Genomic DNA, 13,298 nt, shown 5'->3' on the forward strand with positions numbered 1-13,298 from the left:
TACAGGATTCTGTCTATATCGTTATAATTTTTCAATTACTGTTGTTTATCAGGTGGTGCTGAAAAAACATGCTCATTGATGCGATAATAAATGACTATATTTTTAGAATCAAAAACACCTTCCCGATTAGTAGGTATTTCAAAATCGTTTATCCAATATCTTATACCACTAAAGCTTCCGTCGTTATCTACAGAACCAACCAATGGAACTTCATTCCCTTCATCATCTATAATCGTAAATTTCATCTCCTCTGGTACTTGATAATGTTCCCCAAGTTTCCCTGACAAAAGAATGTCAGAGACCTGTTCCCCTTGAGAATAGATCTTTTGATTGTAGTCTAATAAAACCTTGTACTTATCAAGTTTGGGGTATATGGGAATCAAAGAACCTTCTTTATATTTACTCAAGTCGTAAATAGTAAATGGGTTACCATTTAAATCCAGGAATTTAATAGTTATTGTAGACTCTTGTTCTTTTTTAGTATAGACAAAAGTTACTTCTTGTTTTTGTTCTAAAAAATTGCCCTTTATGTTGTTAGGTAATTTAGAAGTATCTAGCACATATCCCTCAAGATTTAACTGATAATTCTCGGTTGAAACATTGTAAAAATCACCAAGTTTTCCTCTAATTACTTGTGACTCATGTATCGTTTTTCCATCCTGATCTGTATAATTAACAAGCACTTCTCCGTTTATAATAGGTCGTTGATTAAATACATATGTTACTTCTTGTTTTTGATCAGTAAAAACTCCTCTCATATTACTGGGTAATTTAGATGAGTTTAAAACATATCCCTCGAGTGTTAATTGATATTTTTCAGTCGAAGCATCATATGAATCCCCAAGTTTCCCTTTAATTGTTTGTGCCTCATGTATCTTGTCTCCAACTTGATTAACATAATTAACCTGTACTTCTCCTAATGCAACAGGTATTTTAGTGTAGACGTACGTTACCACTTGCGTTTTATCACTGAAGACACCGGTTGTTGTACCAATTGATTCCTTGAAGGTATATCCTTCAATATTTTTAAATATCGTGTCAAATTTTTTTCCTATGGCACCTTTTATAGTTTCGCTAGGAATTAAGGTACTCCCATTTTCATCCTGATACTTTACGAGTACATTTCCCAGTTTGGGGTAGAGTGGTTTGTTCTTATTCTGGAATGTATGAATATATCCTATGTAGTTATATCCTGGTATTACTTCAGGGGATTTCATCTCTTTTTTTCCCTTGAGATAAGTAACAGATTCTTGTTTACTTAAAAAAATTATCTCTACAGCATGAGAAATTGAGGGGACGAAAAAGCTACTACTTCCAAAAAAGATAAAAATCAACAAGATATTTTTGTATCTTTTTGTTTTCAAAATGATGCCACTTAAAATCCCAGCAACTAAAAGGACGCCCAAGATCATCATAACAATATCATTACCTATATCTCCAGTTTCTGGAAGACCTCTGTTTTTAAAGTCACTAGGATTATCTGATGTCTTATATTTTGGATTTTTTTCATAATAGTAATCTTTGGAACCTAAAACCTGTTTGTTTTTTTCTATATCTCCATTTGAATATTTTGCAGATATCGGTTCCTCCCTTTGATAAATAAATAGATAGTTTTCGATGTCATATAAATGAATTTCACTAGGATTTCCTTTAATAATACGTCCCTTTTGATTATTCGTTAATGAATCCATAGATACATAATCATATATTACATGACTTCTTGAATTATCATTTGCTAATGTATTAATTGGTGACGTAATTCCACAAATTATTGTTACCAGAAACAATCCTAACAATTTAATTTTTCTATTTCCCATAACACACCCCTCTATTGTTTCACTCACTATATACGGATTAACTACCTTTACAGACTACAATTCTAAATATGAAGTGCTTTAAAAGTAAATAATTTTTTTTGAAAGTATTCACCTTTTTTGGAGATTATTTACATAAGAACCAATCGACAACTAAAAACTCTCATTTTGACATGTGTTTATATATAAACTCTTAGCCTATCAATAAAAATTAAATCCTATCTATAATATTTATGTAGAATCTTTCGTAATTCTTAATTGGTAAATAGAATCCTAGTAATCATTTAGGAAGTCATTCAAAATAAACAGGTCTATTTAAAGTCATAGTCAATTTCTAGAGAATTTTGAAGTAACTAAAATACCAATGAAAATCAATAAACCATCTATTATTTGATAGCCGTTGATCGGGTTTCCTATTTTTACTCCTTTATGAATGTCACATGCAAATTGTATCAATTATCTATATTCAATGTAAGCTTTTTAATATCAAAGTTTCAAAATGATGAATGTCTTTTGAAGATACTCTCATCGTTAAATCCCTAACAAATCCTAGATTTGTATACAAAAGAAAAGCCGAAAAATGAACTTCTTTTCGACTTTCTTGTATATTTATCGAATTACTTTTATACCTTTGATTATGGTTAAAACAGAACGTAAAATGAAAAAAAATCTAACATTTCTTATCTAACTTTTTCAACATTTTTTACAAAAGAGAAACTAATTAGAACCTTGCAATAAAACCATCTATAAAATATTTCGATCTTATTTTTTCATTAAATACATACTATTCAAAACTAACTTTCCTTACTTAGAGCTATTTTGCTAATTGAATGAGAACAAATGAAATTAGTAGCATTAGGACACAAAATAAAGGAAACACGATAAGAGATCCAGTATGAAAAAAACTTATCAAAAAGGTACTTGTACTAACGATAATATAGTAGCCTAAGCTCAAAATTGCTCCAGCCGTTCCAACTTCTCTTGAAAATTTGGATAACGCCAAACTTAAACAGTTTGGTAGAGACATGCCAATTCCTGCAAGTATAATAAAAATACCTAATATATATAAAGGTACTTGAGCTCGTAAAGGTAGTTTTAAAAGCGCTAGAATACAAAGTAAAAGCGAACCCATTAAAGATACTCCAATTCCATTTTTGATGATAAAAATGGGCGTTGTCCTTTTTAACGCTCTGTTGGATAACCATGATCCTAAAATTGTTGCCGAAGCAACCACGCAACCTATTAACCCATACTGACTTTGACTGAAATGAAATGTCTCCATAAAGATAGTTGGTCCCTCTGAATGGAAACTAAATAAAATACCATTAAAAATACCAATTAAGATTCCAAAAGAGACTGTGTAACGGTCTAATAGCATACTTTTTCCAATAATCAGAATATTTTTTGTGACAAAATTTACTTGTACATCAGCTTTTGTTTCTGGTAAATTTTTCAGACTCCAATATAGTAGGATAACACCCATTAATATTAAGAACAAAAATACAGAACGGAAACCAGAATATTGTCCTAGAAAACCACCAACTAGTGGTCCAATAGCGGGCGAAAATGCTAGAGCTGCTGATATTTTTGCAAATAGCTGATGTCTTTCATTTCCTTGATAGTTATCGCGTAAAATTGTTTGTGTGGTAACCGAACCCGTGCTTGCCCCAAATGCTTGGATAAATCTTCCAATAAAAAATAATGTAATATTACCTGAATTAAAGCAGATTAATGAACCTAGAATATATACGAATATTCCCGAGTTCATTGCTTTCCTACGACCTATATAGTCTGAACTGATTCCCCAAAAGAAGACACCTAATGCAAAAGCGAGAAAATAGATGCTTATAGTCATTTGAGCTAGATTTAATGTTATCCGGTAAGATACAGCAATATCCATTAAAGAAGGGGTGTAAATGGTCTCACTAATTTGCGGAAATCCCACAAGACAAACTAGTAATGCTAAGCTTATATTTTTTTTGGTGTGATGTTTTTCTCCATAAAAAGTCTCCTAATTATTTATAATCTAGGGAAAAACATCCATTGACGGGGAATGGTGGAATCATAATTTTTATCCATTCATAAAAATTCACGATATCACCTCTTTCTATAAGTTTATATACTAACATCTAATTTATTGTTGGTCTACTTTCTATTTAAAATTTGGTGTTAGTATCAAATCTTAGACAGCTTTTCGTAGAGATAAAAATAAATTAAACTAATTTATGAGAGGATGAATTTTATGCTCCGATACGAAGAAAATTTCAAACAGATGATTGTTGAACTGAATAAAATTGAACGCTCTGTTCGAGGGATTGGCTAAAGAATATGGCTTATCTGAAGCAACAATTTACAAATGGAAAATTTATATTTACCCAATCAACCCACAGGACTGACTGGAAAAGAAGTTGCTGAATTGAGAAAAGTGAATGCTCGTTTAAAAAAAGCTACAGCCCTCTTTCTCGATAGACCTAAGTTAGCTTATTCAATTTATAGGAAAATAATGCGACAACTGAATTTAAGTCCTATTACTATTAATAAAATAAAAACCACAAAGGAATAAACAAGCAGTGATAGTCAGAATAAATACCCTAAACCATATTTTTCTACTAAAAAGATTAGCAAATAGTTGTTGGAGTTTTTTGGTTAATAGTCACAAACATTGACTGTTTCCTCTGTCTACTGCCTAAAGCGTTTAAGCTCTCCATCATTCCATAATCCGGACATTGCTTCGTTAAGTTGTTCTTCACCCATTCTGAACGTAATCATATAATAGATTCCTTAAGTTTCTTCCACCTCGCTAAATAAGTTGACAATGTCCACCATTTCTCATATTATGATTATAGTAGACTTTGTCAACAATTTAATCGGGAGGACACTTTTTATGAATAAAATAACAAATCATATTAGAAGCTTCAACAGATTTTACACTAACATTCTAGGTTTAATAGATCAGAATATATTGGAATCTGAATATTCTTTAACAGAGGCAAGAATATTGTTTGAAATATATGAATTGGGGAACTGTAAAGCCAATACTTTATCTGTAAGACTATCTATTGATAAAAGTTATATGAGCAGAATTATCAGAAAATTCAGCAAAAACGACCTTATCACTAAAAAAATATCTTCTGAAGATAACAGGGCAAATTATATCAGTTTAACTAAGAAGGGTATTGAAACCATAAACGAGCTTATCAATAAATCAAATATGCAAATTGCTCAAATGATTGATCCGTTGGAAATTGAAGAATGCAAAGAAATATGTTTAGCCATGGATACCATAAGGAAATACTTTACGAAGGCAACCAGTTCTATTGTTATCCGCCAATTCACTAACGATGATTTAGATTTTATAATTTCTCGTCAAATCAAACTTTATGAAGTTGAATATGGTTTAACTACTGATGAATGGAAATCCTATATAAAAGATGGTGTAAAGAAACTTGTAAAACATTTTGATAAAAGAAAAGATTGTATCTACATTTTAGAGAATAACGGACAATCATTAGGTTGTATTGCTATCACTCATATAGACAGTTCCACAGCACAATTGAGATTCTTTTTCATTGATTCTTCTTTACGAGGATTTGGTGCAGGAAATAAACTTGTTGATAAAGCTATTGAATTTTGCAAGGAGAATCATTATAAAAAGGTTTTTTTATGGACATTTAGCACACTAGGTCCAGCTCGTCATCTATATGCAAAAAACGGCTTTAAAATGGTAGATACCCATGAAAATAACGAATGGGGTTCACCGGTTTTAGAAGAACGATGGGACCTAGATTTATAATTTATAAAGGAATTAAAGTTAAATGAAGAAGCAAATATGGAATTTACTTTTACTAGTTTTTAAAGGTTTAGATTTCGACCAAATAATCATTGATTACTATCAAAAAAAACAGTAATACAGTCTACTCATTGTTTTTACCAATAGGGATGGTTCTCAAAATAGAAAAAGCAGTTTTAAGAGAACTGTTTTTATTATCTTTCCCCTTCTAAAAGTCTACTTGAATTCCAAAATATTGACTGTTTCCTCCGTTAGAAAAATTTGGGTACAGTAGTTTTAATAAATTATTTATGAAAGGATTCCTATGAATAGTTTTTCTTTATTACTATTGATTTTAATGGTCTTAATTCTTTGTCGCAAAGCTTTTAAACTCGAAAAGTTAAGTCGTTTTGAAAGAATTACTCTTCCGTCATACTCACTAATAATGTTCATGCTATCAATGAATTGGACAATAACTACATTTATTCAATTAATATTGATAATCGGAATTTCTGTAGTTATTGGGTTCTATCAGCTCACAAAAGTTGAAATTAAGGTTGAAAAAAATTTAGATCAGTACAATAGACCCGTTGTTCTTGTAAAGAAATATCGCCATCGACCAGGGCAAAATTCAATTCAGGATTCGCTTAGGCCGCGCTTTTCAATCCCTCTGCCTGCAAATAACTTAAACTAATAATCGTTGTGAACTGTTTTTTATGGCTTGATCTATGTTCGTATTATTGTCTTCAGGATTATTTGTTTCGTTATAGGTAAAGTCTTTCTTTGGTGTTAACTGCTTGTCTTTACCTCTCCTTGATTTTGATAACAGCCGACTAGCGTTAAAAATAACGCTAAAAATAGGAATGAAACGAGAACGTTCTTCACTATTTTGCTCCTCTCCGCAACACGTGTCTTGACACGTCTTCGAAGTATAGCATACCTATATACTGAACACTATTGTATTTTTCTTTTTACTCAAAAAAACACCGTCGCAATCCATTTGGGCGATGGTGATTAGAGCTCTTTTTTATTTTCAAGTATAATGCGTCTTACTTTAGGATTGATTTCTAGGATTTTGCCGGACTGCTAAGATTTTCAGCCAAATCATTCAACGCGTCGAAATCATTGATTAAATAATAATTTTTCTTTTTTTCCAAGATATTCGCATCACGAAAATTCGTCATTGTTCGCAAAAGATGGCGATAGCTGACATTTAAGATAGAGGCGCAAGTCGTCAGACGAAAAGAAAATTTTTCATTTTCATGGTTCGTTAAAATGAATTTAGCTAGCCGTGTTTCTACCGGTTCTGCTAGCGAGTTCGCCAAGTTAACCCCTGAGTTCAACCGGTAGCTAAGTAGCTGACAAATATTTTGCAAAAAGCGGACATCCTGCTGCAACTGTTCCCGATATTGGTTCAGTGGGATGCTGACACACATACAATTTGAGACAGCCTTCACACTACTTTTTGGCAGCAGGCCCCATAATGAAGATGCTTCTCCCAGCGGTGTCGCGGGCTTTGCATGGTCGATACAAATGTTCTGTGTATCCGAAGAATAGGAATAGACCATGACCGTTCCATCAACTAAAAAGTATAGAAAATCAGAAGTCGTTCCCGTTCGAATGAGGTGCTCTTCCTTTTCAAAATATTGTAAAGAAGCCATCGCCAAAATATCCGAGTCCATATAATCCTGCAAATGATGCATCTCAACGTAAGCAGATAGTTGCTCAGCGTCATGAAACTTTTTCATCAAAAGGTCACCTCTAAAGAGTTTTTTCTTTATTATAGCCTAGATTGAAAATTCGCTCAATACGAACGATTTATATAATTATTTGTAAATTGTATGTAAAAATTGTGTAAAATAGGACGTGCGTCACTTATTTATTTTTCATTCCTTGCTATGATTTAGACGTAATAGAAATACATACCTAACAGGAGGAAAAAAATGCATTTAAGACAGTTAGCAAAAGGATTTATCGGAGTCATGTTACTTACAGCTTTAGCGGGTTGCGGTTCAGGCAGTACAAACAGCAGTTCCGATAAGGATAGTAAAGAAAAATTGGTGGTTCAATTCGTTCCGACGAACAACGACGGCAGCATGGAAGCAAAAACTAAGCCCTTCGCTAAATACCTATCTAAGAAACTAGATCGCGACGTAGAAGTTACCTTAGCTACTGATTATTCAACGATTGTCGAAGCCATGTCTTCAGGTCAAGTCGATGTCGGCATTATGCCCCCCGCTGCTTATGTTCAAGCAAAGGATGCAAATGCTGCTGAAGCCATCCTAACTTCTCAGTTAGGTGATTACGATCAAAAAACTGGTCTACCATTAAAAGACAAATTGACGAATACATTTAAGGGTGAAGTTTTAGTTCGGGCGGACAGCGATATGTCGAAACTTGCTGATCTTAAAGGGAAAAATATCGCAACATTAAGTCCAAACTCAGCCAGCGGTTATATATATCCCGTTGCTGAACTTAAGGACGCAGGCGTTGATCCAACGACCGAAACAAAAATGACGACTGTCAACGATATTCCTAGTGAGATTACCGCAGTGTTGAATAAACAAATGGATGCGGCTTTTGTTTTTGAAGGTGCTCGAAATGTATTTGCCTCTAGTTTTTCAGATAATGATCTATTTAAAGACTTGAAAGTATTGTATTTAACAGAAGGCGACATTCCAAATGACGCGATTGCTGTTCAACCAGATATGTCGAAAGATCTGAAAGCGAAGATCAAAAAGACGTTCCTTGAAATGAAGGATGACGAAGATGGGGCCGAAGCAATGTCACTATGGGGACATCAAGGCTATGAAGAAGCAGCCGATTCTGCGTATGACACGATCAGAGATTACACGAAAAAAGCAGCCGAATAATACATCACTAAGTGTCAGCAAGCTTCTTTGCTGACACTTTAAAAAATGGAGAACGATAATGATAATTTTTGACAATGTTTCGAAGGTTTACCCGAATGGCGTCGTAGGTCTAAAGGAGATCAATCTAACTATTGAAGATGGCGAATTTGTTTCCATCATCGGATTGAGCGGAGCCGGAAAAAGCACTCTGCTACGCAGCATCAATCGGTTGGTCTCTACGACAGAAGGCGACATTCGGATCAACGAGACTTCTATTACAAAAGCAAACAAAAAGGAATTACGAATGATTCGCCGCCAGATAGGCTTGATCTCACAAAGCTTTAACCTGGTTAAACGCAGTACCGTTCAGAAGAATGTCTTGTCTGGACGCTTGGGCTATTATTCGACTTGGAAAAGTATTTTTGGCCTCTTCACAAAAGAAGATTATCAGCAAACCAAACAAGCCTTAGAAACAGTCGGTCTGTCTGACAAATTACAGACCCGCAGTGACGAGCTGAGCGGCGGTCAGCAACAGCGGGTTTCGATTGCTCGCGCGCTGGTTCAGCAGGCGCCGATCATTTTAGCCGACGAACCAGTCGCCTCTTTAGACCCCATTACGACACAAAAAGTCATGGAAGATTTGAAAAAAATCAATCAAACGATGAACAAAACCGTCATCGTCAATCTGCATTCGGTACCGCTGGCACGTGAGTTTTCCACTCGTGTGGTCGCGTTGAATGCCGGTCAAGTTGTTTTTGACGGCTCACCAGAAGCTTTGACCGATGAACGTTTGAATCGAATTTACGGTAAAGCAATTTTTGAAGAAAAGGCAGGCGAAATCGATGAGCTTGAAAGAGACAGTTCACTTTAAATGGTACAAACACCTGCTTATTCTTTTGTTTTTAGTTGCCTGCTTTCAGGGAAGCGTCTGGATCACCGCGGCCGATTTTTCACAGGTCTTTCAATATTCTAGTCAAATGACCGCCTTCTTATCCCGCTTTGTTCATCCTGATTTCAGCTATCTGCCTAAACTGGTGGAACCGATGATCAAGACGCTGCAGATGTCTCTGTTGGGAACTGTGATCGGCTTGATTTTCGCCGTTCCTGTCAGCTTTTTAGCGACGACCGTTGTCACTGAAAACCGCTGGCTCTCTACTATTTTCCGTTTCCTTTTAGGGTTGGTTCGAACGATTCCTACCCTGCTTTTAGCAGCATTATTTGTTGCGGTTTTTGGCATTGGTGAAGCAACGGGGGTACTGACGATCGCTGTCTTTACCTTTGGAATGGTCTCTCAGTTGATGTTCCAAGCGATCGAAACGATTGATTTTGGTCCGATCGAAGCCACTGCGTCAGTCGGTGCCAACAAGATGCAGATTGCGATCTGGTCGATTGCGCCGCAAGTAATAAGTCAATTTGCCAGCTATGCTTTTTATGCATTTGAAGTTAATGTTCGAGCGTCGATCGTTCTTGGATACGTAGGTGCCGGTGGGATTGGTGTCATCTTGAACTCTTCCTTGGCATTGTTGAATTACGAACGGGTATCGATCATTATCATGACGATTTTGATCACAGTAACGATCGTGGACAAAATGAGCGAACGCGTAAGGAGGTCCCTGTTATGATGATTCGCGAAATGAGCAGAAAAGCATTGGTGTCATTAGCCGTATTGGTCATCCTAGTTGTCTTATCAGCAGCAACTCTAGACTACTCTGGTCTAAGTACCTTCTCACCTGCTAGGGGAATGGATGTGTTGCGCGGCCTAGGTCAGCCTGATTGGGGCTTTTTATATGACGGCAGCGGTGAAGATTTGCTGAGCTTGCTGCTGCTAACGATCGGAATAGCTTGTCTAGGAACGATGATCGCAACTGTTCTGGCTGTCCCGATAACATTAATCAGTGCCGTAAATTTATGGCAGGCGCATCCTTGGGTGACGAATCTGGGAAAATTTGTCTGTAACGTTTTACGGGCTTTTCCTGAATTAGTTTTTGCGATTATTTTTGTAAAAGTCGTCGGGCCAGGTCCTTTTGCTGGCGTCATGGCAATCGGCGTTCACCAGCTTGGAATGCTGGGAAAATTGTTTACCGAAGAAATGGAAGCGATGGATGAACGTTTAGTGGAAGATATGCATGCGGTTGGAGCCAATTTTTGGCAAACAATCTTCTTTGTACGAATCCCCTACTTGATGCCAATCTATTGTTCGTTAGCATTGAATCATTTTGAAATCGCTGTTCGCAGCGCAGCAACACTCGGCTTAGTAGGCGCTGGCGGAATCGGCGCACCGCTGATTTTCGCGATCCAGACACGCTCTTGGAGCAAAGTCAGCATTATTTTGATCGGTGTTGTTGTTACCGTGTTTATTTTAGATCAAATAACCGGAATCATAAGAAAGAAATTGAGATAATTATGAACATATTGCATATATCAGATATTCATTTTCGCAGAGAATATGAAGCCTGTAACGAGGGCTATAAAGGCGTGTTGGCGAAAATGCAGAATCCTCTCATTCCTTTAGGTGAGTGCTTAACCCATTTGCAAAGCCAAACCGCTCTTGATCTTGTGATCATCAGCGGAGATTTGACTGAAGATGGAGAAATAGACGATTATCGCTATTTGAAGGACTGGCTGAAAAAGGCACTGGTTGATACGGAAATTATTGTAACTTTAGGCAATCATGATATCAAAGAGCATTTTCATGTTGGCTGGTGTCAAGAAGCGGCTTCTTCTGCTCCTTACAATCGGATCGTGAACTATCCTGAGTTCAGCGTGATTTCCTTTGATAATTCTAGTTACGGCTATGCAGATGGAATCGTTGACCAACAGCAATTCCACTGGCTGGAGCACGCTTTGGAACAAGAGAAAAATCAGCCGATTATTTTAGTGACCCACCATCACCTGCTGGCGCAGCAAAGCGCGATACCTAAATGGCCGGGAACTGAACGATTCTTAGAATTGATCGCTCCCTATGATATTCGTTGCATTCTAAATGGACATACTCATCACACCTTCAGCGATGAGATTAATGGCATCCCTTATTTCACCGTCTCCAGCATGTCCTTTGTTGGCGAGGATGAAGGCGATGGCCTTGTTCGTTTTGAAGAACGCCACGGATACAATCTCTATCAGCTCAAAAATGGCCGAGTGACTCGACAGACATCCGAGAACTTTATGCCGGGCAATGTTCTAAAAACACTCGATATGAGAAGATAAAAAAAATGAGACCGACTGGATTAATGCATCGGTCTCTTCACTATCATAAAAACGATTCAAAAAGGAGGAGAAACGAGAGTGATCATTACTCTTCTGGAAACGAGCGACATGCATGGGTACGTATATCCAACCGCCTATTCCGGCACAACAGACTCGCCTATCGGTGTTGCTAAGGTTGCTGCTAAAATGAAAGAATTGCGAGCACAAACAGAGGGGCCCTTGATTGCAATCGAAAACGGCGACTTTATTCAGGGCTCCCCTCTGAGCTATTATCTCGCTAAAGAACAGCACTCGGCGAAAGAACTGACGAACCTGATTAATTTGATGAATTACGATGTTCAGCTCATTGGCAATCATGAGTTTAACTATGGGATCGATTATTTAAAAGAAGCCATCAAAAATTATCAGGCGCCTGTTCTAGCGGCGAATATTTTAAATCAAGCCGGGCAGCCCTATTTTGGCAAGGCTTATACTATCCTCGAAAAAGCAGGATTAAAAATCGCGGTATTGGGACTCACCACCCAATACATCCCACATTGGGAAAAGCCAGAGACACTGAATGGAATGACCTTCGAAAGCATCGTTAAGACTGCAAAAAAATACGTACCACTCCTGAAGCAACAAGCAGATTTAGTCGTAGTTAGCTATCATGGCGGATTTGAAAAAGATCTAGCAACAGGTGAAGCAACCGAGGCGCTAACTGGGGAAAACGAAGGTTATCAATTGCTGCAGGAAGTGGCGGGCATCGACGCTCTTTTTACTGGGCATCAGCATCGAACAATCGCAACTAAAATCAACGGCGTTCCGGTTGTTCAGCCTGGTTACCAAGGCAATCATATCGGAGAAATTCAATTAACCGTAAAAAAAATGGACGAACAGTTCGTTGTCACGGACAGCCATGCGATATTGCACTCTGTTGAAGACGTCGCGCCCGATCCACAAATTATCAGCGCAATTGAACCTATGGAAAAAGAATTGGAACATTGGCTAGATCAAACATTAGGGCAAGTTGAAGGTGATATGCGGATTGATGATCCGATGCAGGCTCGCCTGAACGAACATCCTTATGTAGAATTTATCAATCGAGTCCAGATGTTCGCCAGCGGAGCAGCAATATCAGGCACCGCACTTTTTAATAATGAAGGAAAAGGGTTTGGCCAGACGATTACCATGCGGGATGTCATTACAAACTATATCTATCCAAACACTTTGGCAGTAATCAAAGTCAGCGGCGCAGACTTGAGTGCCGCATTAGAGCAAACTGCCAATTATTTGGGGGTGGAGGATGGCAAAATCATCTTTAATCCGGCCTTTATCCAACCCAAACCACAATACTATAATTACGATATGTACGAAGGAATTGACTACACAATCGATATGAATCAGCCCGCCGGACAACGAATAACAAGACTGAAATTCAACGACCTCCCCATCACCGCTGACCAAGAACTTGAAGTCGTGACCAATCAATACCGCGCAATCGGCGGCGGCAATTACAATATGTTCAGCGCTGATAAAATTGTGCGAGAAATCCAAGTCGACATGACCGAACTAATAGCAGATTATCTAAAGGAACATCCAGTCATCCAAGCCAAAGCTGATCATAATTTTCAAGTGATTTTGTAGCCGTCCTTCCATTCCCTTTTTATGGAAGAA

11 protein-coding genes are annotated in these 13,298 nt (G+C 37.2%); 8 read left to right on the plus strand and 3 right to left on the minus strand.

All coding sequences use genetic code 11. From position 1 onward, the window contains the following. Window positions 1-35: 35 nt before the first annotated feature. Window positions 36-1,817 (minus strand): MucBP domain-containing protein, encoded by a 1,782-nt coding sequence (locus IGI66_RS17910; RefSeq protein WP_438849824.1) that lies wholly within the window; start codon window positions 1,815-1,817, stop codon window positions 36-38. An 811-nt stretch (window positions 1,818-2,628) separates the two neighbouring features. Further along, complete coding sequence (locus IGI66_RS17915; RefSeq protein WP_438849825.1) at window positions 2,629-3,759, minus strand: multidrug effflux MFS transporter; 1,131 nt, start codon at window positions 3,757-3,759, stop codon at window positions 2,629-2,631. A 411-nt stretch (window positions 3,760-4,170) separates the two neighbouring features. On the opposite strand from IGI66_RS17915, the gene IGI66_RS17920 reads away from it, so the two are divergent. Together IGI66_RS17920 and IGI66_RS17925 are read left to right on the plus strand one after the other, a co-directional pair. Then, a complete protein-coding gene (locus tag IGI66_RS17920) occupies window positions 4,171-4,377 on the plus strand; it encodes a hypothetical protein (protein WP_438849826.1) in 207 nt (68 codons plus the stop codon). Window positions 4,378-4,698: 321 nt separating this feature from the next. Next, window positions 4,699-5,607, plus strand: a complete 909-nt coding sequence (locus IGI66_RS17925) for a bifunctional helix-turn-helix transcriptional regulator/GNAT family N-acetyltransferase (RefSeq protein ID WP_438849827.1) — start codon at window positions 4,699-4,701, stop codon at window positions 5,605-5,607. A 1,043-nt stretch (window positions 5,608-6,650) separates the two neighbouring features. On the opposite strand, the gene IGI66_RS17930 is transcribed toward IGI66_RS17925, so the two are convergent. Continuing rightward, a complete protein-coding gene (locus tag IGI66_RS17930) occupies window positions 6,651-7,331 on the minus strand; it encodes a cyclic nucleotide-binding domain-containing protein (RefSeq protein WP_438849828.1) in 681 nt (226 codons plus the stop codon). A 195-nt stretch (window positions 7,332-7,526) separates the two neighbouring features. Between IGI66_RS17930 and IGI66_RS17935 the strand changes: the two genes are divergently transcribed. The 6 genes from IGI66_RS17935 (at window position 7,527) to IGI66_RS17960 (ending at window position 13,268) form a co-directional block, all read left to right on the plus strand. Continuing rightward, a complete protein-coding gene (locus IGI66_RS17935) occupies window positions 7,527-8,456 on the plus strand; it encodes a phosphate/phosphite/phosphonate ABC transporter substrate-binding protein (protein ID WP_438849829.1) in 930 nt (309 codons plus the stop codon). 58 nt (window positions 8,457-8,514) lie between these two features. After that, window positions 8,515-9,306 carry a phosphonate ABC transporter ATP-binding protein gene (gene phnC, locus IGI66_RS17940; protein WP_438849830.1) on the plus strand — a complete coding sequence of 264 codons (792 nt, stop codon included), beginning with the start codon at window positions 8,515-8,517 and terminating at the stop codon, window positions 9,304-9,306. Continuing rightward, the gene (gene phnE / locus IGI66_RS17945) at window positions 9,278-10,057 is read left to right on the plus strand and encodes a phosphonate ABC transporter, permease protein PhnE (RefSeq protein WP_438849831.1); all 780 of its coding nucleotides are present in this window, start codon (window positions 9,278-9,280) and stop codon (window positions 10,055-10,057) included. Before phnC ends, phnE (IGI66_RS17945) begins: the two co-directional genes overlap by 29 nt. Then, window positions 10,054-10,836, plus strand: a complete 783-nt coding sequence (gene phnE / locus IGI66_RS17950) for a phosphonate ABC transporter, permease protein PhnE (RefSeq protein ID WP_438849832.1) — start codon at window positions 10,054-10,056, stop codon at window positions 10,834-10,836. Before phnE (IGI66_RS17945) ends, phnE (IGI66_RS17950) begins: the two co-directional genes overlap by 4 nt. Window positions 10,837-10,838: 2 nt before the next feature. Then, the gene (locus IGI66_RS17955; RefSeq protein WP_438849833.1) at window positions 10,839-11,642 is read left to right on the plus strand and encodes a metallophosphoesterase family protein; all 804 of its coding nucleotides are present in this window, start codon (window positions 10,839-10,841) and stop codon (window positions 11,640-11,642) included. A gap of 78 nt (window positions 11,643-11,720) precedes the next feature. After that, a complete protein-coding gene (locus tag IGI66_RS17960) occupies window positions 11,721-13,268 on the plus strand; it encodes a bifunctional metallophosphatase/5'-nucleotidase (protein WP_438849834.1) in 1,548 nt (515 codons plus the stop codon). Window positions 13,269-13,298: the final 30 nt, after the last annotated feature.

Origin of the sequence: Enterococcus sp. AZ048, assembly GCF_051715125.1 — a bacterium.
GTDB lineage: Bacteria > Bacillota > Bacilli > Lactobacillales > Enterococcaceae > Enterococcus_A > Enterococcus_A gilvus.